General features: G+C 41.5%; 24 protein-coding genes. 8 read left to right on the top strand and 16 right to left on the bottom strand.

Translation table 11 applies throughout. From position 1 onward, the window contains the following. Positions 1-114: 114 nt before the first annotated feature. The 3 genes from ABMY45_RS00460 to ABMY45_RS00450 all read right to left on the bottom strand — a co-directional run bounded on the left by ABMY45_RS00460 (position 115) and on the right by ABMY45_RS00450 (position 2394). A complete protein-coding gene (locus ABMY45_RS00460; RefSeq protein ID WP_010604990.1) occupies positions 115-591 on the bottom strand; it encodes a DUF4094 domain-containing protein in 477 nt (158 codons plus the stop codon). Between the two features lie 65 nt (positions 592-656). Next, positions 657-2177: a DUF3413 domain-containing protein gene (locus tag ABMY45_RS00455; protein ID WP_174168737.1), complete on the bottom strand. Its 1521-nt coding sequence runs from the start codon at positions 2175-2177 to the stop codon at positions 657-659. Between the two features lie 4 nt (positions 2178-2181). Next, positions 2182-2394, bottom strand: a complete 213-nt coding sequence (locus ABMY45_RS00450) for a DUF1414 domain-containing protein (RefSeq protein ID WP_174168738.1) — start codon at positions 2392-2394, stop codon at positions 2182-2184. A 65-nt stretch (positions 2395-2459) separates the two neighbouring features. Here ABMY45_RS00450 and yejK point away from each other — a divergent pair, with 65 nt between their 5' ends. The 3 genes from yejK (at position 2460) to ABMY45_RS00435 (ending at position 5118) form a co-directional block, all read left to right on the top strand. Beyond that, entirely contained in the window at positions 2460-3473 is a 1014-nt protein-coding gene (yejK, locus tag ABMY45_RS00445; RefSeq protein WP_039497545.1) for a nucleoid-associated protein YejK, read from the top strand. 153 nt (positions 3474-3626) lie between these two features. Beyond that, positions 3627-4703 carry a porin gene (locus ABMY45_RS00440; RefSeq protein WP_010604987.1) on the top strand — a complete coding sequence of 359 codons (1077 nt, stop codon included), beginning with the start codon at positions 3627-3629 and terminating at the stop codon, positions 4701-4703. A gap of 10 nt (positions 4704-4713) precedes the next feature. Continuing rightward, a complete protein-coding gene (locus ABMY45_RS00435; protein WP_010374038.1) occupies positions 4714-5118 on the top strand; it encodes a phosphate ABC transporter substrate-binding protein in 405 nt (134 codons plus the stop codon). Between the two features lie 36 nt (positions 5119-5154). Here ABMY45_RS00435 and ABMY45_RS00430 read toward each other — a convergent pair whose 3' ends face one another. From ABMY45_RS00430 to ABMY45_RS00420, 3 genes are read right to left on the bottom strand one after another with little or no spacing between them, the layout of a single operon-like run. Continuing rightward, positions 5155-6195 (bottom strand): hypothetical protein, encoded by a 1041-nt coding sequence (locus tag ABMY45_RS00430; protein ID WP_349288275.1) that lies wholly within the window; start codon positions 6193-6195, stop codon positions 5155-5157. Then, positions 6143-6760, bottom strand: a complete 618-nt coding sequence (locus tag ABMY45_RS00425; protein WP_174168739.1) for a penicillin-binding protein activator LpoB — start codon at positions 6758-6760, stop codon at positions 6143-6145. The genes ABMY45_RS00430 and ABMY45_RS00425 overlap by 53 nt, the downstream gene beginning before the upstream one ends. Positions 6761-6764: 4 nt before the next feature. Beyond that, entirely contained in the window at positions 6765-8426 is a 1662-nt protein-coding gene (locus ABMY45_RS00420) for a hypothetical protein (protein WP_349288274.1), read from the bottom strand. A 176-nt stretch (positions 8427-8602) separates the two neighbouring features. Here ABMY45_RS00420 and ABMY45_RS00415 point away from each other — a divergent pair, with 176 nt between their 5' ends. Next, positions 8603-9181 (top strand): hypothetical protein, encoded by a 579-nt coding sequence (locus ABMY45_RS00415; protein WP_349288273.1) that lies wholly within the window; start codon positions 8603-8605, stop codon positions 9179-9181. A gap of 41 nt (positions 9182-9222) precedes the next feature. Continuing rightward, on the top strand, positions 9223-10551 hold the full coding sequence (locus ABMY45_RS00410) for a murein transglycosylase domain-containing protein (RefSeq protein WP_349288272.1): 1329 nt from the start codon (positions 9223-9225) through the stop codon (positions 10549-10551). Between the two features lie 14 nt (positions 10552-10565). Here ABMY45_RS00410 and ABMY45_RS00405 read toward each other — a convergent pair whose 3' ends face one another. Next, positions 10566-11462 (bottom strand): TIGR01777 family oxidoreductase, encoded by an 897-nt coding sequence (locus ABMY45_RS00405; RefSeq protein WP_349288271.1) that lies wholly within the window; start codon positions 11460-11462, stop codon positions 10566-10568. 115 nt (positions 11463-11577) lie between these two features. On the opposite strand from ABMY45_RS00405, the gene ABMY45_RS00400 reads away from it, so the two are divergent. Further along, positions 11578-12615, top strand: a complete 1038-nt coding sequence (locus tag ABMY45_RS00400) for an AI-2E family transporter (RefSeq protein ID WP_010604979.1) — start codon at positions 11578-11580, stop codon at positions 12613-12615. Between the two features lie 121 nt (positions 12616-12736). Here ABMY45_RS00400 and ABMY45_RS00395 read toward each other — a convergent pair whose 3' ends face one another. The 5 genes from ABMY45_RS00395 to ABMY45_RS00375 form a co-directional block, all read right to left on the bottom strand. Then, entirely contained in the window at positions 12737-13171 is a 435-nt protein-coding gene (locus ABMY45_RS00395; RefSeq protein WP_010604978.1) for a hypothetical protein, read from the bottom strand. Further along, complete coding sequence (locus tag ABMY45_RS00390; protein ID WP_102056947.1) at positions 13155-14498, bottom strand: ATP-binding protein; 1344 nt, start codon at positions 14496-14498, stop codon at positions 13155-13157. The genes ABMY45_RS00395 and ABMY45_RS00390 overlap by 17 nt, the downstream gene beginning before the upstream one ends. Then, on the bottom strand, positions 14492-15166 hold the full coding sequence (locus tag ABMY45_RS00385) for a response regulator transcription factor (RefSeq protein WP_010374057.1): 675 nt from the start codon (positions 15164-15166) through the stop codon (positions 14492-14494). The genes ABMY45_RS00390 and ABMY45_RS00385 overlap by 7 nt, the downstream gene beginning before the upstream one ends. Before the next feature lie 2 nt (positions 15167-15168). Then, positions 15169-15426 carry a PepSY domain-containing protein gene (locus ABMY45_RS00380; protein WP_010374059.1) on the bottom strand — a complete coding sequence of 86 codons (258 nt, stop codon included), beginning with the start codon at positions 15424-15426 and terminating at the stop codon, positions 15169-15171. A gap of 108 nt (positions 15427-15534) precedes the next feature. Continuing rightward, positions 15535-15834, bottom strand: coding sequence for a YciI family protein (locus ABMY45_RS00375; protein WP_138583523.1), 300 nt, complete (start codon positions 15832-15834; stop codon positions 15535-15537). Between the two features lie 221 nt (positions 15835-16055). Between ABMY45_RS00375 and ABMY45_RS00370 the strand changes: the two genes are divergently transcribed. Continuing rightward, on the top strand, positions 16056-17480 hold the full coding sequence (locus ABMY45_RS00370) for a sodium-dependent transporter (protein ID WP_010374065.1): 1425 nt from the start codon (positions 16056-16058) through the stop codon (positions 17478-17480). A 72-nt stretch (positions 17481-17552) separates the two neighbouring features. On the opposite strand, the gene ABMY45_RS00365 is transcribed toward ABMY45_RS00370, so the two are convergent. Next, entirely contained in the window at positions 17553-18194 is a 642-nt protein-coding gene (locus tag ABMY45_RS00365) for a CPBP family intramembrane glutamic endopeptidase (protein WP_102056944.1), read from the bottom strand. A 90-nt stretch (positions 18195-18284) separates the two neighbouring features. Continuing rightward, on the bottom strand, positions 18285-18854 hold the full coding sequence (locus ABMY45_RS00360; RefSeq protein ID WP_010604972.1) for an inner membrane-spanning protein YciB: 570 nt from the start codon (positions 18852-18854) through the stop codon (positions 18285-18287). 122 nt (positions 18855-18976) lie between these two features. Between ABMY45_RS00360 and ABMY45_RS00355 the strand changes: the two genes are divergently transcribed. Then, a complete protein-coding gene (locus ABMY45_RS00355) occupies positions 18977-19249 on the top strand; it encodes an HU family DNA-binding protein (protein WP_010604971.1) in 273 nt (90 codons plus the stop codon). Positions 19250-19291: 42 nt separating this feature from the next. Here ABMY45_RS00355 and trpA read toward each other — a convergent pair whose 3' ends face one another. Both trpA and trpB read right to left on the bottom strand, forming a co-directional pair. Then, positions 19292-20098: a tryptophan synthase subunit alpha gene (trpA, locus tag ABMY45_RS00350; protein WP_349288270.1), complete on the bottom strand. Its 807-nt coding sequence runs from the start codon at positions 20096-20098 to the stop codon at positions 19292-19294. Next, positions 20095-21279 (bottom strand): tryptophan synthase subunit beta, encoded by a 1185-nt coding sequence (trpB, locus tag ABMY45_RS00345; protein ID WP_017219145.1) that lies wholly within the window; start codon positions 21277-21279, stop codon positions 20095-20097. Before trpB ends, trpA begins: the two co-directional genes overlap by 4 nt. Between the last annotated feature and the right edge of the window lie 2 nt (positions 21280-21281).

The following is a 21281-nucleotide window of genomic DNA, read 5'->3' as shown; positions in this document are numbered from 1 at the left end:
TAATGTGCGAAAAGTCATCTGGTAATACCAGTTAAGGTATTTGCATAACTATAGCGAATGCGCATAGACCAAGTGTGATTCTCAAAAAACAACCAATGTAATTGAGCGGTTATATCACTCATATTCTTTGAGTTGCTTTTCTAATTTTGAAATCTCTTTCTCTAGGCTTTTAATCGCTTTAGCATGTGCCTTATTAATGGCCTTTATTTCCTTTTTAACTTGTCTGACGACCTTTTTGCGCCTGTCTTCATTCATCAGTTTAGTTAATTGATCTTGTTGCTCTCTAACTGCGGTATCTCTTTTGCGATTGAGCACGGCTTTTTCATGGTGTTTGGCTCTGAGTGCACGCTTTGTCCTTTTCGCAATTTGGTTACGTTCCAAATTGTTTAACGTTTTATAGTGCTGCTCTGAGGGAGCCGAGGCTTTAGGATCGGATGTGGTTATCGTATGCTGGGTCGCATTGGCCGAACAGGGAAATTGGCTAAAAACGATGCCTCTGTCGGTCGTGCATTTAAAGTATTTTACCGTTGTTGTGGCGAAACAATGAGTAGAAACAAAAATCAGTACAAGTAGTTTTAGATATAATTGCATATGGCATCCTTGCTGTAACAGTTAATATCTACTTAACCATAGATGACATCCCACTTTGTTCAAGGTTATTGCGCTTCAGGGGCCGTGAATTTTTTTAATGTCTTAATACTTTGTATTAAAAATGGAATATCTAAATTACCGTTTAACACAAAGCCTTCCTTTGCTGACATCTGCTTGAAGCTACCATCTTGATTGACTAAGGTGATTTTGTCTTTTTTGAAGGCAACTAAGACACCTTGCGTAAAGTTAACGCCTTCTGCATGAGAGCGAGTTTTAATGTTCGATGCCAGCATACTTTGTTGAGCAAGGGGGTCGCAGCCTAGATAAGAGCTTAACAGGGTGTAGGTGATGTCATTGGGCTGCACAAGACCGGAAGCCTGAGCAAACAGCTCAATGTTCGTTACTGCAGAACTGGTTAACACCGTCGCTTGCTGTGCACTAATATCAATTGCCACGAACGGCTTTGAACTATCAATGTCAATTTCGTCACTTACTTCAATGATTGTTAATTTACTTGCTTGATGAGAAGGAACAAAAGAGAACTCGCCATTAGCATTAACACTCATTAAGTCATTATTAATTGACCATACCGGAACTTGCTGCTGTAGCAGGACAGACTCTTTATAATAACTCGGTAGACCGTATATCAGGCTGAATAGCGCATCGCTGCTATTTCCTGCGCGTAAAACAGAATCCATTCGGAACACGTTATTTTTACCGTTGCTCTGAAGTGCTGTTGCTGTTTTTTGGAACAGCGCCTCATCTGTGTAAGCATAAACGTTGATAGGTTGCTCTGTGGTATCTTTCTTTTCTTTGCATACCGCCGAAATTACAGGGGCTTTGTATTTTGAATGCGTATCACCAATGCTCAATGAGTGCGCTTCTTCATACTGCTCGATATCAAGTAAATCGTGTCTGGCGAGTAAGCTCTTTGCGGTTGTAGGATATGAGAGAGGTAATACATTATCTTGCTTAGTGATATCGAAAAAGGCATTCGCATCGGCCCAAATATGCAGGCTGTGACTGAGCGCAAAGCAGGTAACAATGGTCCCCGTTGCATAGCGAGGGAATTTATAGGATTTAAGCTCGGCCAAATGACGCCAAGCATAATTACCTGCGAGTAGTTCAAAAGTGAGCACCAGTCCAAGCATTGCAATGGTAATAATGAGATTAATGAGGGATGATCCGACTAAGGTTTCCCACAATAAAACAAAAATATCGGAAAGCGAAGCTGGGTTTATATGGTAGCCAAGTTGTAGGTAAACAAAGGCATCCACTGTTAGTACAACAATACCAACCGAGGCAATAATTGCAGCCATCCCGCGAATATGTCGCGGGTAAGGGAATATTAAACTAAGCGGAAAGATAGTTAATACAAACGCACAAAAAGTGATAAAACTGGTATGGCTTATCCACGTGATCAGCATATAAAACCAACCGACAAAGGTACTTGGCGCTTTGTCGGCGAACAAATAAACTGAGCTAATCAATAAAACCAAGCCAATGTTAGCAAAGGTAAACCAGTGTCCCCAGCTGAGTAATTGACTTGCTTTTGATGAAAAAGGGCTGTGCGGTGTAAGATTCATTCCGTTACTTTACTGATTGTGTAAGTGCTTTGGCAAAATTTTCGGCAACAGATAGTCTCTTACTCTCTGGAACATGTTCTTTTAGAATGTGCGTGATAGAATTACCCAAACACATTAAGCTGAGATCAACTGGTGCGTTTTGCGAGCTTAATACATTAACTAATTGGTCAACAATTTCTTCTACTTGTTTATTGGAATACTTTGATTGGATAGGCATCAGTTGGTTCAATTTATAAAAGCAATAATTTTTACATTTTAACATTAGAGGCGTGAAAAACAAAGATGAGCGTTGAGGTAAAAAAACTAGTTGTTCACTATGTAGACAAACAAGACGAAGATACCGAAATACATCTACGTGACGATGAAATGCAAATCAATGACAAAGTTAATGTTTTCATTGAACAATTGCACCATGCCTACAATGGCAAACCGGGTAAAGGGTTCTGTGCTTTTAGCGGCGAAAAAAGCAGTGTGGTCGCGTCTGCGATGCAGAGTTATAGAAATAATGAGCTTAACTTTTGGAATTTAACCCAAGAAGCAACCAATGTGCTTAAAGAAGAGCTTAATAAATATGCATTTCATGAAACTGGGTATTTAGTGTTTTGTCATTATCAGTATGTTGCCAGCAATTTTATTATGATTGCACTGATTAATATTAAAGAGCATTACACGATTACCTCAGACTTAGACTTATCCGCAGCAAAACACTTAGATATTTCACGTATGCAATTGGCTGCTAGAATCGATTTAGATGCTTGGGATACAGCCGCAGAAGAAAACCGTTATATTTCCTTCATTAAGGGGCGTGCTGGTCGAAAAGTTGCTGATTTCTTTTTAGATTTTCTTGGTTGTGAAGAGGGGATCGATCCAAAGCAGCAATCACAAACTATGTTACACGCGGTTGAGGATTATTTGTCTACACAGCAATTTGAAAAGTCAGAAAAAGACGACATCCGCAAGGAAATTTTTGATTACTGTAACGACTGTGTTTCAAGCGGCGAGGACGCAGATGTTAATACACTGTCCGAGACGCTTTCTAAGTCTTCAGACGTAAAGTTTGAAGACTTTTATAAAGAGCAGGGCTATGAGCTGGAAGAAAGCTTTCCTGTCGATAAAAAGACAGTAACGAGTATGGTGAAATTTTCTGGGCTCGGCGGTGGAGTAAGCGTTGGCTTTGAACGTAAGCATTTGGGTGAGCGGGTTATTTATGATGCTGCGACTGATACACTTACGATTAAAGGTGTGCCGCCTAACTTAAAGGACCAAATAGAACGTTATTATAACGACGAATCTTAATTGTTAAAAAGCAGCGTATGCTGCTTTTTGTTCCTATTTCATCCCTTTTTCTGCAAATATTTATATCAATTTTCTGCTTTTGCTAGCATTTTCTTAAATTTAACTATACTTGCAATGTAGTACTTGTAGAACAAGCAATTGGGATGAATCACAATGAAGATGAAACTAGCTTTAGGTTGTACCCTTTGCCTTGCCTGTTTTTCAGGGCATGCAGAGGTTAACTTTTCCGGATTCGCAAGTATCAATGCTGGTAAGGTGCTGAGCGGAAGTGGTGTTCCACAATTCGGAATAAACGATCCAATATTTCTCGCCGATTATCCTATCGTCAGTGTTTACGACGAGGATATCTCATTTGAACCTGAAACACTGATGGGCCTTCAATTTAGTGCTGATCTAACAGAAGGTTTAAGTGTTACTGGTCAAATTGTTGCGCGCGGCGCAGACGATTTTGATGCAAAGTTCGAATGGGCTTACTTGTCTTATGAGATTAATGAGAATTGGACGTTCCAAGCAGGTAAAAAGCGCTTACCACTATTCTATTACTCCGACTTTTATGATGTGGGTTACGCCTATATTTGGATGCGGGCACCCGCGGACAACTACACCTGGCAAATCTTTAATTATAATGGCATCAATATGCTCTACAGCGGCAGTATAGGCGACTGGTCATTAAGCGGGAATATTTACGCCGGTAAAGAAGACGATGATGACAATAAGCTGTTGAGCGAGTTTTTCTTTCAAGAGCCAACTAGAGAAATCTGGAAAGACATCCTAGGCGGCGTAATTCAAACCAGTAATGATTGGCTTGAAGTGCGTTTAACCCATATGCGTTACACCAACCAGCGGTATCGCTCTGGAGAGCCTGTTTTATGGGAGGGGAGTGATGAGCGAGATGGTAAGTTTTATGGTTTAGCAGTAAATGCAGACTGGGGAAATTTCTTTATTTTATCTGAGCTAAATCGGTTGGACTTAGACGGCAATCTAGACACTAAGATGCTGACACTGGGCTATCGCTTTGACAATATCACGCCATTCGTATCTTACGCAGATTTTGAAGGCGAGGGCGACGATGCCGAAAGCCATGAAACCACTTCGTTTGGAGTACGTTGGGATTTTCATTCCTCCGCCGCTTTCAAGATTCAGTACGATGAGGTAGAGGATAACTCCGTTGGTTTAGCGGTCGCAGGTGATAGTAAAGCCATTACAATTGGCATCGACATGGTATTTTAAGGAGAGAAGCATGAAAAAATTATTTTTACTTACTCTACTTTGCAGCGCTTTTAGTTGCCTAGCCGTGGATGTCATTGTCAATCCTGCCAATACCTCTACACTTGATGAAAACGAAATTAAGCAAATTTTTATTGGTAAATCAAAGTCATTCTCCGATGGCTCTAAAGCACTTCCGATAACACAGGCTGATGGTTCGACGGTAACCGATGAGTTTAATGAAAAGGTACTTAATAAGTCATCAAGTCAACTTAAAGCTTATTGGTCAAAATTAGTATTTACTGGAAAAGGGACGCCACCAAAAGAAGCCGCCGATGATGCTGAGGTACTTAAACTCGTTGCGAGTAACCCTAACCTAATTGGGTTTGTATCTTCGGGAGCTGCAGATAGCAGCGTTAAAGTGGTGAAGTCATTCTAGGAAGGGATAAGTAAGGCCCTATAAAAGGGCCTTACTTTAGATTTTGCTATCAATGATTAACATCGTCAGCTTTTTGCTTAGCATTTTTGCTGACTTTTCTTCAGCATTAGACTTAGCCATGTTCTCAAAACTAGACGCTGCTTTTATTTGTGCAGAAACATGCGCCTTTTCTTTATCGTTTTCCATGAGTTTTAAACTTGAGTTGGCAAAAACATAATAAGTGCTGTTTTTCTTCACGTCTTCGAAATCAACGCTAAAATCAATTTGAAAGTCTGCACTTTGTTTTTCACCCACAACAGTAAGACCTTGCTTAGTCAAGCTTTCGGCTAACTGGTTACGGATAGACTCCTGTCCCCAAAACTTTGATGAAATACTAAAAGTTAATGACTGAATAAAATCATTCAGCATTTTGTTTTTGTTGCTCACTGAGGCTGGTATGGCAATGCTGCCTCCACCTAATTGCTTGTGATATTCGTTTGCTTTGCGTCTTTTAGCAATTAGTCGCTTAATTGCCATCGCTTCTTTTAATTTTTCTGAATTGGTTAGTGCCGAAATAGTCGCGTTACTGATCTCTTCGTCAAGTTGTCTAATATCAAGCTCAGCGTGCATTCTTGACTCAATCTTGTTAAATGAGGCAAGGGCATAGGCCGTTTTTTGCTCTGTGGAGTAAAACTCCTGCTCAATATTGATCCCCTGTAATTGTATACTTGGGACTCGAGAATATAAAATCTCATCCACTCGATACGAAAAATCGCCATTAGCTTGACTTTGAGCAACTTGTGTTGTTCCTTCAATTTCCACATTTAACTGTTTGGCAATCGCCAATCTAGCTGCTTCTTGGGCGGCAAGTTTGGCTTCCGTCCTATCTACAATATGACTCGCTGAACCAACGCCATACACTAGATAATCGGAGCTCGGTTGCTGTGTAGCCCAAGTGGGTAAGCTTTCTTCCTTTGCAACAGCCTGCTTGGTAGACTGACAGGCAGATAAACTAAGTAGAATACACAGAGGTAACGCTAGACGTTTAGAAACCATACCCGCTGCGCTCTTGAAGTTTTTGAATTTTCTTCTGTCCATTCCACACCTCTCGGTTAGTCGTCATGTCTATTAATCGAAGATCTACTTGGTAGAAAGTGACTCGACTACCACCTTGTTCATCAACAAATGAGTTAATCGTGCCGGATAGTGCATAATCAGCACCTTGCTCTTGGCCGATCTCATTACGAGTTTCGAGGCTTGAATTAAGCTCTTGGTCTCGCCTTTCCTCACGAATTTCATCTCGTACATAGCGGTTTGCGACGAAGTCAGCTTGCCCGCTTCGCAATATGGCGCGCTTGAGGTCATTCAAAAAAGTGTCAACTGCAATATGCTGATGCGACTTGTTACGAACAGATTGAATAATGATTGCGGGTCGAGTGCCTTCTTTGGCACGGTGTTCACGTACCCAAGGGAAGCCGAGCATATCGCTTATCATTGCTTCAGCAACTAACTGAGAGTCTTTGGCATTCCATTTATCTGAAAGCGCTATTTCTTCATTGGCGTCCACGCGACTCACTTTGGTTGTTGAAGAACAACCCGTCATCGCTGCGCAAGACGCGATGAGCATTGGGACAACTAATTTAACTGCAAATTTAGGCTTCATGTATTCAGTCCATGTTAGTTAGAGATGATAAATAATTTTGTTTTTCTGGTTCAGCTACACCGGTGAAGGTGCGAATGTGGCTGAGCAATGGTGCTGTTTGAGTCAGCGGTATATCCTGTTTAATTACTCTGCCAGTCCTTAATTGGGTTTGCAATTGCAGGTGAGTGGTATTTTCGGGTAATTTCACTCGAGCCACTCTAATCTCACCCGGTAAAGATTGCCATTGCCTTGTGTCTGCCGCTGCTGTAATGGCGTTGGTTACAGATGATGTTAGCTGAGCAAGCCCTGCCAACAGCGAGTTCTGTTGGATGCCAACTTGCTTTATCGCTTTACTTGCTGTGACTGCTTTTAACACTTCTCGTGAAATAGCGGTGTAAATTTCCATATTGGCATTACCTAGCGCGTCGTACAGTGTGAGTAAGTTTACCGAATAAAAGGGGTGTAATTCTGTAAGTTTTTGTCCGTTGGCGAAAAGCGCAACATGTTGAATATCATTTTTATGAGGTTGTAAGTAAGTAACCGAGATTCTACTGCCATACTTGAGTGCATCAATCACCCCTTCGTCTACCGCTTTTTGCCATAATTTATCACCGAGAGGTAAGCGTTTTGTGACAGTGCCTAATACAACATCGCTAAAGTCGCCTGTTGCATAGTTTTGAATGAGATCAAACAGACTGGTATCAGCAAACATTAAATTAAACCATGCGAACTGGGCTTGGCGTTCTTCTTTTGTTCCCCAATAAATTGGCGTAATCACTAATGCTTGTGCCTCTTCATCAGGTCTAAGGTAAAGGTTAAACTCTTTGCGTTGCGGTGATACACCTAAGCTTTGAACTAATGTGAAGTAGTTTTCTTCCTTGTCTGCAACCATTCTGTTGAGGTCTTGCTGTGCTTGTTGGCCTGCATATTGACCTAGTTTGTATTGTTTACTAAAGCCATTTTTGTATGCGCTCACCGCTCGCTCATATTGGATCCGAGCACTATCTAGCTCGCCTTGTTGCTCATATAGAACGCCGCTTAAATACTGTGCAAATGCATCGTCTTTATACTCAAGTTCACCGCTGATAAATGGTTGATTAAAAATCGCTTTAAAAATTTGCTCAATATCATTTCCTGCCTTTTGCTGATTTACGTAGCCTCCGGTTTTTTGCTGTAATTGAGAGAGATATAAATCCAGTTGACGCATTTCTGTCAGTGCAGAGTCATACATAGCAACACGATTCACTTTTGATGCGTTTGCTAACGATACATAATTAAGCGCCATTAATGTATGGATCATAGGTTTATGAAAAGCACGGCCAGTATATTTTTTGTAACTCGCACCAGTAAAAGCAGAAAAAAGCTGGTCGCTGATGCTGACAGTGTAAGCGGCTTCAATAATTTCTTTTGCGTGAGAAAGATGTTGATTACTTAACTCATAATGATGTTGTAAGTGAGCTAACATGCCTGATTCTAGGTAATACAATAATTCGTCACTAGATGAATTTTTATAGGCATCGTCAATACGCTGTTGGGCTGAGATAAAATCTCCTTGCTCCGCGTATTCTATGGCCTGCTTGTTGGCTTTAGGGGTCAAGTTACAGCCGCTCAGCATCAAGCAACCTGTAAAGATAAAGAGCTTTATCATGAAGTTATATAAATCAATTTGGAATCGCATTCCTTGCATACTTGTTCTTATAATGGCAGTGTTGTGGTGTTCAATCATATAACAATAAATTAAATAGTAAAAAATTGAATTGAAAGTGCTAAATTGTTAAAAATCGTTTTTACAATTTATTACTGTTAATCAATAATTTTTTTGATAAATTTTATTCCGTAATCAGGGCAATTAAGGAACCCAACATGAAAGCAAGACAACTACTTATATCAGTGGCCGTTATAGGGATGCTATCGGCTTGTAGTTCAAGTAAAGATGATGCGGCTTCAAGCCCAAGAGTTAATATTCCAGAATGGGTTCTCAATCCAACAATCGAAGATGGTATAGCTGCAGCAGATTGTGTGAAATACTCGGGCAACATTTCAATCGATCAAAAAATGGCGGTTGCAAATGCACGTCTTGCGTTAGCTCAGCAAATTGAAACCCGTGTTGAAGGCCTTGATAAGACATTCGCGAACCGTACAGATGCAAACGATGACACAACGGTAGGCGCAACCTTTAGCTCTGTATCCAAACAATTGACTAAACAAACATTAAATGGCTCTCGTATCGTTAAGGCCGATGTTATCGATATTTCTGGTAAAGATTATTTCTGTGCATTGACGACGTTATCACCTGATCAGACTAAAGAACTTTTCAAAGATTTGATCAAAGAAAGTAAGCGCAGTGTAAACCCTCAAGATGAAAAGTTTTTATATCAAGAATTTAAAGCTTACAAAGCAGAAAAAGATCTGGAGAAGGAAATTGCAAGGCTAACTAATTAAAGCGTGAGTTTCACGCTTTAATTTTTTGAAAGGAACGCTCTATGCGCAAATCGATATACTCATTTTTAGTCATGGCGTTAAGTGCCATTCCAAGTGCGGTGGCGAGTCAAGCCCAGCTTTTTGAAGAGCTATCAGAGAAAATGTCACGTTGGCAAACCTCCGAGCCTACTAATGATGAAGAGCTGAGCGAGTTTGAGCAATATAAACGCCAACAATTAAGTGAGTTTGCTGATTATGTCGAAGAGCATTTTGAAGAGTACGATGCCTTTCGTGATAATGTGATCCAACAGTGGGGAGATATAACTGTTGCTGATCAAGCTGCATTTGTCACCTACAGTGACGATTTATCATCCAGAATGGTTGTCGACTTTGAAGCCAATGAGTTGGTAGTAAGCATTAGGCATGCAGAAGATGAAAAGGTATCTCAGGCGCAACTTCAAGCCCTATACAAGGAATTTACCGCGAAAGACCGTGCAGTAATTGATGTATTTAATGTTGATACGCTCGCGATAAACCAAAGTGAAACAACGAAACGTGAAGTGGATAACGCTGCTCGTGCAAAAGCGTTGATCGCAGCGAAAAAGCAAATAGATAGCCAATTCGAACAACAGCAACGCTACATAGAACGTCAGACGGATGAGGCCATCATTGACGGTGAAGATTCAAAATTAGCAGAGGCTCAACAACAAGCGCAACAGAAAAAGCTGGAGTTGTTAAAGCAAAAACGCCTTAAAAAGCTATTAGAAACAGCTAGTAATACTGGTAAAAGTGAAGCAACTGTCGTATCTGAAATCGTGCTTAAGCTACCCAAGCAGACTGAACTTTCCAAGCATCGAGCAGAACGTTATGTTAGCCAAGTGAATGCACAAGCGAAGCGCTTTGACATTGAACCTAGTTTAATTTTTGCGGTTATGCACACCGAAAGCCACTTTAACCCAATGGCAAAGTCACACATTCCTGCGTTTGGTTTGATGCAGATAGTACCGACGAGTGCGGGTGTTGATGTGAATCGTATGTTGTACAATCGCGATGAACCGATGTCGGCACCTTATCTATATGTGACGGATAATAATATTGAAGCGGGGACGGCTTACCTGAATATTCTAGATAAGCGCTACCTGAGTAAAATACATAACCCACTTAGTCGTAAGTATTGCACGATTGCGGCTTATAACACCGGTGCTGGAAATGTTGCTCGCGTTTTTAATGCTGATGATTCGAGATCAATTACAAAAGCAGCAAAGATAATTAATTCACTCTCGCCAGAAAACGTACTAGCAGCGCTAGACAAAAGTTTACCGTATGATGAAACCAAACATTACCTGGACAAAGTCTTAACGCGGGAAAAGCTCTATATACCATCTGAATAAAGTATTGCACAAAGTTATAAGTTAAGTGCGTTCAAGGCATCTTCAATATGATCGTGGCGGAATCGATAACCTGCATCGAGAAGTTTTTTTGGTACGACGTATTGGCCGTACAATAGCAATTCTGACATTTCACCATATGCCAATTTGAGGACAAACGGTGGTACGGTAAATAGGCAAGGGCGTGAGATAGCGCGTGCTAAGGCTTGAGAAAATTGCTTATTTGATACCGGGTTTGGGGCTGTTGCATTAATAACACCGCAGATCTCGTCATGTTTAAGTAGATACATTATCGCCTGAATCATATCGTCGATATGGATCCAAGACATCACCTGTCTTCCAGAACCAATCGGGCCGCCAACGCCAAATCGAAAAGGCGGTAACATTTTATCTAAAGCACCTCCCGATTTTGAAAGCACAATGCCTGTTCTTATTATACATATTCTAGTTTGGCTGGAGCTGGCTCTAAAGGCGGTATCTTCCCAATCTCGGCACAGCCTATGGGAGAATTCATCATGGTAATCCTTGAAATCTTCAGTGATGGTCAAGTTATCCGGTTGGCGTCCATAAAAACCTATTGCACTACCTGAAATAAACACCTTGGGCGGTGACGTCGCAGTGTTTATCGCTGTAACGATTTGCTCAGTGATTTTTATCCGGCTATTGTAGATCTCTTGTTTTTTTTCTTTGCTCCACCGGCCATTGGCTATTGGTTCACCCGCAAGATTAATGACCGCATCAAGCTCATTAAAGTCGACATCATCAGTATCGGTGACGCAGCTAACCCCTCCTGGTAATAGGCTTACAGCTTTTGAAGGCGAACGGGTCAGTACAACCAGATTATGTTTGTGTACTAAAAATTGGCATAGCTTTTTACCAATTAATCCTGTAGCGCCTGTTATGAATATATTCATTCTCAATACTCTTTATTGTAATAAAATAAACTTACGTTTTAGCAAGGAGTTAGATCACTCATTTTCATTATAGGTGGTTTGTTTTAGAATGGTAAAAAAGCAAAAGGAGTGAACTGTGTCTTCACTGACTGGAATTAACAAAACGCTGGTGGTTTTGGCCTCGCTATTTTTAGTGTTAGGTGGGATCAAGCTTGCGTCTGAGATTGTTGTGCCGTTTATATTAGCCGCATTCATTGCGATTATCTGTAATCCCATGCTCAAGCTTTTGGCCCGTTTTAAGATACCAAAAGGTCTGGCCATTCTGGTGATTATCGCACTTGTGATTTTAATTGGTGCAAGCATTGGTGGGCTTGTTGGGCAATCAGTCAATGATTTCTCTAAGCAGCTGCCAACTTATAAAGAAGACTTACAAGAAAAGTTCGTTTGGTTGGTCAATACTGCAGCGAACTACAATATATTATTGGATAAACAACAACTTATTAGCATGCTAGACCCAAATAAGCTAATCGATGTGGCCACCAACATGCTGACTGGCTTTGGTGGTGTGATGGCAAATAGTTTTTTAATTCTGCTTATCGTCGTCTTCATGCTTTTTGAAGCGCCTTCTTTGGGCCACAAAGTGCATCTCGCACTAGACGATCCAGAGATGAAAATGCAGCAAATTGATAGATTTTTAGATTCTATCAATAGCTATTTGGCGATTAAAACGCTTGTTTCACTGGCGACTGGTGTCGTGGCGGCCGTTTTTTTATGGGCGTTAGATGTTGATTACTTCGTGCTTTGGGGCGTAGTTGCATTTTTGCTCAACTATATTCCAAACATAGGTTCAATCATTGCGGCTGTGCCGCCTGTTTTTCTGGCCTTAGTGACACAGGGGCCATTGGTGAGCGGCATTGTTGCTGTGGGTTACATTTGTATTAATACCTTGATGGGCAACATTATTGAGCCAAGGTTTATGGGTCGAGGATTAGGTTTATCGACCTTGGTAGTGTTTCTCTCGTTAATCTTCTGGGGGTGGTTACTCGGAACTGTTGGAATGCTGCTTTCTGTGCCACTTACCATGGTTGTGAAAATTGCTCTTGAAACCAGCGAAGAGGGTAAATGGCTTGCAATCCTTCTCGGTTCAGAACAACCCGATAATAGACCATCTTAACAACGCTGAGATCCGGCAAATAAAAAGGAGCTATAAACAGCTCCTTTCTAAGGTTTACTCGTCATTATCTGAAGCTCAGGTTATTAAAGCTTAGCACCTAATAATCCAATCAAAAATGTCGCTAGAGATTCAAATCTTCTTTCAATACTTTACTGCTCTTTAGCTCGATGATGTGCGCTTTTAAAAATGCAATTTTGCAATTTTTATAAGCTGTCGCTGAGCGCGTCGCGTTTGGCATGTCTAGTAAGTATCGCCACCGGCAGCTATCTTCCATATATTCCTCCTGATTGCGAAGGGCACGTTCCATAATTGGCAAGATCTGTGTATTACCAGTGTCCGCTTGGTACTTTTTAGTATCGAGCAATAACTTAGTGATCCAGGTTTGACGATGACGTTCAAGTAAGTTGATATTGCCATCCAGGCACATGAGGAATTTTTTTGCCTTTTCCGGATGCGTTGACTCATACTTCGTACAGTCTTGTAGTGTGACATCGTCGTCTGCAATCACAGAAAAGGTTAATCCCGATACCAATAGACTGCTAATTATTCTTTTCATGGTTAAACTCTATCGTAAATTTCGCGCCACCATGTTTGGAAGTACCGATTTGCATCAAGCCATGATAGGACTTAACTAAATCAGATACGATAGCCATTCCTACGCCGTGGCCAGCTTCATAGGTGTCTAATCTTGCACCTCTGGTTAGTAGTTCTGAGCGGCGATGCTCTGGAATGCCAGGGCCATCATCTTCTACTTCTATGATTAGTAGGCGCTTTTTAGGTGCACTTACTTTTATATCGACCAAGGAACCACATGCTTTACAGGCGTTATCTATAATATTACCAAGAATTTCCATTAAATCCGTTTTATCACCTAAAAATGCAACCTCCTCACCACATTCGGATGAAAATTGAATGTGCTTGTCGTGATACACTTTAGTCATGGCGTTGAGTATTGAGTCAAGTACGGGTTTTACTGATGTTTGTTTCTTCCATGTATCGGATGCGCCCGTTGCAGCACGTTTCAATTGATGTTCGATCATTGCATTGATTCTGTCTAGTTGCTCCTGAGCGTCTGCATCTTTTGCCAGTGGACTGGATTTGATCACCGCAAGGGGAGTTTTTAACGCGTGCGCAAGGTCGCTAAGTGAAGCTCTATATCTCTCTTTTTGACGCTTTTGAGATTCTAATAGTAGGTTTAAGTCGGATTTGATTGTTAGGAGTTCGACGGGGTAAAGACCTGTGATCTTATCGCGCTCGCCAGCTTCAATCTCTTTAATTTCTCTATCGAGTCGTTGCAGCGGCCTTGCGTTCCATACAAACCCAAATGCCATCAATCCGGCTATCACTACACCCATAACCAGCATCCAGTTGACCAAGGTGTTTCTAAACCCTGACATTAATTCCATCAGCGCGTCATTTTTCTTTAAAAGTACAAAGCGGGCTTGCTGCGATTGCTCTGCATTTCCGAGAATAACGGTCAGGCTAAGTTGCCAAAACAGTACGCCATTATATTCAACTCGCTTAAACTCAGATGCTCCAGCCTGGTTTTCTGAAAAGTCAGGTGAAATTGAGAGGTTTACAGCCGACTCGGAATACCAAACGAGGGAGTTATCTTGATAGACCAGAGCATAAGTATCAGAATTCAATCTGTTTAACTCAGGTGCAAGAATACTGCGAGGCATTTCGAGTCCGTTAGAGACAAATTCGACTTCAGAGATAAGTGAGTAGAGGTGGGCTTCCAATGTTTTTTCAGTCGCATCGACTAAAGAAGAGTAATAAGCCCTGCCCACGGAGAAAAATAGCGCGGGAAGGGCAATAATAAGCACAAAGACAAGGATAAATCCTTGTCTTATTTTAAGCGAAATTTGAGAGCTGTTTACCACTGATTTTTGAACCTATATCCACGTCCTCTAAGGGTTTCAACAGGGTTCAGAGTGCCATCAGGATCAAGTTTCTTACGCAGCCTTAAGACAAACACTTCAATGACGTTAGAGTCTAAGTCAAAGTCCTGATCGTATATGTGCTCAGTGAGCTCAGATTTAGAAATGACTTTTTGTGGGTTAACCATTAAGTATTCTAAAACTTTATATTCATAGGCTGTTAGTGATAGCTCGTTATCGTTAACCCAGACTTGCTGTGAGCGAGTATGGATTTTGATTGGACCAATGCAAATCTCTGGATTTGCTTGTCCAGCGCTACGTCTAATAAGTGCATTACAGCGCGCAATTAGCTCTTCAACATGAAACGGTTTAGTGAGGTAGTCATCAGCACCTGCATCAAGGCCTTCCACCTTGTCTTGCCAGCGGTCGCGTGCCGTTAAGATTAAAATAGGGATCTTAACGCCGTTAGCACGTGCTCTACGGATAATTTCAATACCGTCAAGTTTTGGCAAACCGAGGTCGATTACTGCCATATCTAACGGATATTCTTCAAGGTGAAATAATCCAGACTCACCATCATGACACAAGTCAACGCTATATTTTTCTTTCTCTAATGCATTTCGCAGGTTTTCTGCTAGTTGAATATCGTCTTCGATAACTAAAATACGCATCCTTAGTCCTTATTTACTTCACCTGTCTTCTTGTTTACTTTTAAGTCAACAATTCGACCATCTGGTTGGAGAATTCTTACCACAAAAAACTGATTTTCTTCAGAAATCTTAAGCGTCTTCCCAGCGTACTTATCAAGCGCCAGAGACACAGCTTCTTTTTTTGTAATTGTCTTTACATTCTTATCATTGCGGCTATTGGCGTCTGCTACACTCGAAGCGAACGCCAAAATCAACGCTAAAAGAGTGAGTTGCAATCGCATTTTAAGCTCCACAGTTTCATAGATACTAAGTGTCTAAACTTCATAAATCTCAAACAAATTTAGTGCTTTTGTAATTAACCTTTGCTGAACTTAACGTTCAGTAAACTTTTATGGCAGAACTCGCTTGTACGGTTTTACAATACTAGCAGTATAGACACCAGCATCAATATAGGGATCGACGCTCGCCCATTGCTGTGCACTTTCTAGGTTTTCAAACTCAGCAATAACCAAAGAACCCGTAAAACCCGCTTCACCAGGATCTTCCGAGTCAATCGCCGGTAACGGGCCTGCTGCAAACAATCGACCTTGTTGTTTTAATTCTTCTAAACGAGCTAGATGAGCAGGGCGTACAGCAAGACGCTTTTCTAATGAGTTTTCAGCGTCGGTTGAATAGATCATGTAAAGCATAAGTATTAGTTCCGGATTGGTTTCTAGGTTATTATTGTTATTTTTACGTATTTTGTCGGCTGTTCAGGCCCATTTATCAATACTATGATAAAACGCCCTCAGTGCAAAAGTAAATGTACGCAGAGTTTTTCAGTGATTAGACATTTAAACTTGAAAAACACTCAGCTTGACTGGTAGAGTCCTTCGGATATTTGTAGAAAATAATAATAAGGTTGATTGCAATGAGTGCAAACCGTGAGCATTTTAGCTCCCGATTAGGGTTTATCCTTGCCGCTGCAGGTTCTGCTGTTGGTATTGGTAACTTAGTCGGCTTTCCTGTTTCCGCCGCAAAAAATGGTGGTGGGGCATTTTTACTAATCTATGCACTATTTGTAGTGTTTATCTGTTTACCTGTCATGATGGCCGAAATGGCAATGGGTAGGAAAGCCCAAAAGGACCCGTTTGGCGCATATAAGCTGCTATCTAATCATGATAAAAAGTGGTCAATAGCTGGATTCTTGGCTGTACTCACGCCGTTTATGATTGCCGTCTTCTATATGGTTATTACCGTTTGGATTTTTGGCTTCTTAGCGCAAACAGCTTTAGGTAACTTAGATGTACTCGCCTCTCCGAAGTACTTTGGCACTTTTATCAACGATACCAATGTTTTCATCTATATGTTGATAGTGGGTGTGATCGTGAATCTTATCTTGGTTGGCGGTGTAAAAGAAGGGATTGAAAAAGCAGCTAAGTTACTCATGCCAGCGTTATTTGTCATGTTAATTGGCCTTGTTGCATACGTATTAACTCTTGATAACGCGATGGCAGGTGTACGCTATTACATCGTTCCTGACTTCGAAAAGATGAATGCAAGTGTGCTAAATGGCGCACTGTCACAAGCGTTCTTTTCACTGTCTTTGGGGATGGGTATATTGATCACATACGCTTCGTATATTTCTAAGAAAGACGACATCGTCGGTAGCTCTAAAATGGTCGCGATTACAGATTCATTAGTGGCGTTTATCGCAGGTCTGATGGTACTTCCGGCTATCTTTAGTTTCAATCCGAATACAGATCCAAGTAAGTTATCTGACTCTTCTGTATCTATGATTTTCGATTACTTGCCGAAATTGTTATTGGCTTTACAAGATGATATTGGCTACGTCGGTGCCTCAATAGTTGCAGGTACTTTCTTTTTACTGGTTTTCTTTGCCGCGATAACATCGCTAGTGTCAATTGTCGAGGTGCCTACAGCGACTTTGATGGAAGAAAAATGTATTTCACGTAAAAAGGCATTGATTATCTTAGCGTTGACCACAGGTATCTTGACTGTGCTATCTACTATGTCTTTTGGAATGGTGGATTGGCTTACAAGTTTTGTAAGTTATGGCGATGCTCAGAAGAGCTTCTTTGACCTAATCTACGATGTGTTTTACGATACTATTTTACCCTTGAATGGTCTGCTGTTGTGTCTATTTGTTACTTATCGCTGGAAAAAATCTGGTTTGAATGAAGAACTTGCGCAAGGTTCAGAGGGGTACGTAGGCAGCTTTACTGAGAAATATATTAATTTCTCCCTATCTACATTCATCCCGGTGATCCTGTTAGCTATTTTCATTAATACCGTTGCAACTAAATATTTTGCATTTAGTATCTTTGGCTTTTAGCAACGGAACATTTGGTTTGGGCACGATGACATCGGCGTATTAATGCGCCGATGTTTATTCTTCACTAAGCCACTAAAATTTTACGCCCGAATCTAAGTACTGCCCAACTCCTATTGTAAACATCCACAGCCCCCACAGGCTATGCTCTAACACACACACGGCAAGGGAACGGCTGTGTGCGTAAGTATAAGAAAATAGTAGTCCTCCAACAAAAGATAACGCCACGGCTATCCAGTTGTCATAGACGCAGTGAGCAAGCGCAAACACCAATGCACTTAACAAAACTCGGTTGTTTTTATTTGGTAAAATCCTTTTATAGCGATGAAAGAAGTAGCTCCTGAAAATTAACTCTTGTGGTAAGACAGAAAGAATAGGGTAAGCAAATAATAATAATAACCAGTCGCTAGGTGAATTGAGCGGCAGGGAAAACCAATTTCCTTGACTAACTAAACCATAGAGCATGGCTGAAAACATCGCACCTGCGAAAAACGTGGTGAATAAACGTTTTTTGACGGACGAAAACTCTCCCAAACTGGTTAACCTAAATCGTTTGAAATGGGGGTCGGTTAGTAGTAAATGGGTACAGACTGCCATTAAAATGATCAGTGCTGGAAAAAGCCAATTGTTGAGGTGATCACGGAATTGATAAGCGACAATGGGCAGGACAAAGAATACAAATACGAGTTCACACCACCGGTATTGGCTTGCGTTCAAGGCTGGTTCCCCAAAATATTTGGCGGCTACAAGCCGCTATAGTTAGCTCTTACTCGTTAACTATAGCAGCTGTAGATGAACCTTGAATGGTTACTCTTCAGGTAAATATTTTTGAATTTTAAACATGGTAAAGAGGAGTGCAACGAAGGTGATCCCAATTAAACCAAAGACTTTAAAGTTCACCCAAAAATCAAGAGAGAAGTGGTACGCAACGTAAAGGTTTAGGCCAGCGATGAAGAAAAGTAATACTGCCCAAAATAGGTTTAATTGGTCGCAGTCTTTTACTGGTAAATCAATATCAATCTCGCTTTTTTCCTTCTCAGCTACTGACTTTAAAACCCCTTCGAGTGCGCCTTTTACCAAGTTTTTATTAAACAAGTACCTCGATACGAGTAAAGCCACACCTAAAATTGCATAAATAATAGTGGCTTTCCATTTTATAAATTGCTCATCATGGAAGAAAATCGTCATTCCACCGAGGATCAACGCAATCGCTAAGAATACCCAATGACGTTTTGCGACTTCGCGCTTAGTGATGTATTGGTGTGCAACCTGTATAAGAGAAGCGATGATTAGCACACCCGTTGCCCAAAAAATATCGACAAACTTATAAACCGCAAAAAACAGGATAAGCGGTAAGTACTCAATTAAAAATGACATTTTTTATCCTAACAAAGTTGGTTGTAGGGGTTTTACCAAGATACGGCGAGAACATCAACATTGACTTTCTTTGACGAAACCCATAGCCTGCTGCGCTCATTCAATGGTTCAGAGGTATTTGCATGAATAAGAGCGATTTAGTTACAAAAATGGCGGAAATTAGTGGATTAACAAAGAAAGATTCACAGACGGTGTTAAATGTCATTTTACAGGCCACTAAAAAGCGCTTGTCAGAAGGCGATCAGATGCAAATCAATGGACTTGGGACATTCGCGTTAAGTTATCATCCCCCAAAGCAAGGACGTAATCCTCAAACGGGTGAGACCATCACCATTGAGGGACAAAATAAGGTATTATTTAAGCCTGCTAAAGCCTTAAAAGATAACTTGCGTTAATTCTAAGAAAAGCCAGTGTTAAACACTGGCTTGAAAGTAATATTACTTCTGCGTTGCAGCTTTCATTCGCTCAACAAAGGTTTTTAGCTCAAAGCACATGGTGCTAGGGTCATCCAAGTGTTTTTCGATGATTTTCACCACTGCAGAGCCACTTATCGCACCTGCTGCACCTGAGCCAATCGCATGCTTTACATGCTCCGGTTCAGAAATACCAAACCCTAGCAGTGGCGGCGCAGCATGATATTCAATAAGTTTGGTGATCATCTCTGTTGCCGGCATTTGTGCTGTCGTTTCTGTACCTGTCACGCCTGCACGCGAAAGTAAATAGGTATAGCCACGACCTCGGGTGGCGCATTCTCGTAACGTATCATCGCAGGCATTCGGTGTGGCAATGAAAATGGGCGCGATGTCATTTGCCATTGCAGTGAGCCTAAACGGTTTGGCTTCGTGCAGTGGCACATCAGCAACTAAGATAGAATCCACACCCGCAGTTTTGGCGTCTTGATAAAACTGCTCAATACCACGAGCAAAAATCAAGTTTGAGTAAAGCAGCAAACCAATTGGAATATCACTGTTGTAGCGACGAATTTCAGCGATGATCTCAAGACAGTCTTGCGTATTAACATCTTGCTCTAATGCACGGATGTTAGCCGCTTGGATAACAGGACCATCAGCGATGGGATCGGAAAACGGAATACCTAGCTCCAATGCATCAGCGCCACCGTCAATCAGGCTTTTGATGATCTCAATACTGAGTGCCTTATCGGGATCACCAATCGTCACGAAAGGAACAAATGCACCTTGGCTTTTTTCATTTAAGTGCGCGAACATCGCGTCATAACGTCTCATAGTTCACCTCGCTCAGATAGTACCTGGTGGACGTGAGCTAAGTCTTTGTCTCCGCGACCACTTAAGTTAACAACAATCACCGTTTCTTCGGTTTGCGCTTCTGCATATTTTAATGCGTATGCCAGAGCATGGCTCGACTCTAAGGCTGGAATAATACCTTCGTGTTTGGCAAGCGCTTGAAAGGCATTTAATGCTTCAGTGTCAGTAATGCCAACATACTGCGCGCGGCCTGTTTCATGAAGGTAGGCGTGTTGTGGACCAACCGCTGGGTAGTCAAGACCCGCTGACACAGAGTAAGATTCTTCAATTTGGCCATCTTTGTTCTGCATGATATAGGTATAGGCGCCGTGCAAGATGCCTTTACTTCCTTTACATAGTGCAGCGCCGTGCTCATCGGTATCTAAGCCTTTACCAGCCGGTTCCACCCCGATTAATTTAACGTCTTTTTCATCAATAAAGTCTGCGAACATACCAATAGCATTTGAGCCGCCGCCCACACAAGCGATAACAGCATCTGGCAAACGACCTTCCGCTTTTAGTACTTGTTGTTTCGCCTCTTCACCAATCATTTTTTGGAACTCACGGACAATCGTCGGGAATGGATGAGGACCTGCAGCCGTGCCGAGTAAATAATGTGCCGTTTTGTAGTTTGCAGACCAGTCACGTAATGCTTCATTTACCGCGTCTTTTAATGTGCCTGAGCCGGCGGTAACAGGGATAACTTCCGCACCCATCAAACGCATTCTAAATACGTTTGGTTGCTGACGCTCAACATCTTTAGCCCCCATGTATACGCGGCACTTTAAGCCGAGTAATGAGCAGGCTAGGGCGGTTGCAACACCATGTTGTCCAGCGCCGGTTTCAGCGATGACTTCTTTTTTACCCATACGTTTGGTTAAGAGCGCTTGACCCAACACTTGGTTGGTCTTGTGTGCACCACCGTGAAGTAAATCTTCACGCTTTAAGTACAGTTTGACCTTAGGGTTTTTAACTAAGTTGCGTGTCTTAGTCAGCGGGGTCGGGCGACCCGCAAATTCATTCAAAAGTTGATAAAACTCCTGTTGAAATTCTGGGTCTTTTTGTGACTTATAAAACTCCTGTTCTAACTGCTTTAACGCAGGTACGAGTAACTCGGGCACAAACATGCCTCCGAAGTCACCAAAATAAGCTGAATTACTCATGT

Origin of the sequence: Pseudoalteromonas sp. XMcav11-Q, assembly GCF_040104525.1 — a bacterium.
GTDB lineage: Bacteria > Pseudomonadota > Gammaproteobacteria > Enterobacterales > Alteromonadaceae > Pseudoalteromonas.
Note: the sequence above shows the minus strand (reverse complement) of the source record. Positions and strands in the feature narration are given on the sequence as shown.

Excerpts from the sequence above, each read along its gene's own strand:
- ABMY45_RS00430 (WP_349288275.1), bottom strand. The coding sequence starts at position 6,195 with ATGGACAGAAGAAAATTCAAAAACTTCAAGAGCGCAGCGGGTATGGTT.
- ABMY45_RS00440 (WP_010604987.1), top strand. The coding sequence starts at position 3,627 with ATGAAGATGAAACTAGCTTTAGGTTGTACCCTTTGCCTTGCCTGTTTT.
- yejK (WP_039497545.1), top strand. The coding sequence starts at position 2,460 with ATGAGCGTTGAGGTAAAAAAACTAGTTGTTCACTATGTAGACAAACAA.
- ABMY45_RS00420 (WP_349288274.1), bottom strand. The coding sequence starts at position 8,426 with ATGCAAGGAATGCGATTCCAAATTGATTTATATAACTTCATGATAAAG.
- ABMY45_RS00395 (WP_010604978.1), bottom strand. The coding sequence starts at position 13,171 with ATGAAAAGAATAATTAGCAGTCTATTGGTATCGGGATTAACCTTTTCT.
- ABMY45_RS00410 (WP_349288272.1), top strand. The coding sequence starts at position 9,223 with ATGCGCAAATCGATATACTCATTTTTAGTCATGGCGTTAAGTGCCATT.
- ABMY45_RS00405 (WP_349288271.1), bottom strand. The coding sequence starts at position 11,462 with ATGAATATATTCATAACAGGCGCTACAGGATTAATTGGTAAAAAGCTA.
- ABMY45_RS00355 (WP_010604971.1), top strand. The coding sequence starts at position 18,977 with ATGAATAAGAGCGATTTAGTTACAAAAATGGCGGAAATTAGTGGATTA.
- ABMY45_RS00455 (WP_174168737.1), bottom strand. The coding sequence starts at position 2,177 with ATGAATCTTACACCGCACAGCCCTTTTTCATCAAAAGCAAGTCAATTA.
- trpB (WP_017219145.1), bottom strand. The coding sequence starts at position 21,279 with ATGAGTAATTCAGCTTATTTTGGTGACTTCGGAGGCATGTTTGTGCCC.
- ABMY45_RS00360 (WP_010604972.1), bottom strand. The coding sequence starts at position 18,854 with ATGTCATTTTTAATTGAGTACTTACCGCTTATCCTGTTTTTTGCGGTT.
- ABMY45_RS00385 (WP_010374057.1), bottom strand. The coding sequence starts at position 15,166 with ATGCGTATTTTAGTTATCGAAGACGATATTCAACTAGCAGAAAACCTG.
- ABMY45_RS00425 (WP_174168739.1), bottom strand. The coding sequence starts at position 6,760 with ATGAAGCCTAAATTTGCAGTTAAATTAGTTGTCCCAATGCTCATCGCG.
- ABMY45_RS00435 (WP_010374038.1), top strand. The coding sequence starts at position 4,714 with ATGAAAAAATTATTTTTACTTACTCTACTTTGCAGCGCTTTTAGTTGC.
- ABMY45_RS00375 (WP_138583523.1), bottom strand. The coding sequence starts at position 15,834 with ATGCTTTACATGATCTATTCAACCGACGCTGAAAACTCATTAGAAAAG.
- ABMY45_RS00370 (WP_010374065.1), top strand. The coding sequence starts at position 16,056 with ATGAGTGCAAACCGTGAGCATTTTAGCTCCCGATTAGGGTTTATCCTT.
- ABMY45_RS00460 (WP_010604990.1), bottom strand. The coding sequence starts at position 591 with ATGCAATTATATCTAAAACTACTTGTACTGATTTTTGTTTCTACTCAT.
- trpA (WP_349288270.1), bottom strand. The coding sequence starts at position 20,098 with ATGAGACGTTATGACGCGATGTTCGCGCACTTAAATGAAAAAAGCCAA.
- ABMY45_RS00450 (WP_174168738.1), bottom strand. The coding sequence starts at position 2,394 with ATGCCTATCCAATCAAAGTATTCCAATAAACAAGTAGAAGAAATTGTT.
- ABMY45_RS00415 (WP_349288273.1), top strand. The coding sequence starts at position 8,603 with ATGAAAGCAAGACAACTACTTATATCAGTGGCCGTTATAGGGATGCTA.
- ABMY45_RS00380 (WP_010374059.1), bottom strand. The coding sequence starts at position 15,426 with ATGCGATTGCAACTCACTCTTTTAGCGTTGATTTTGGCGTTCGCTTCG.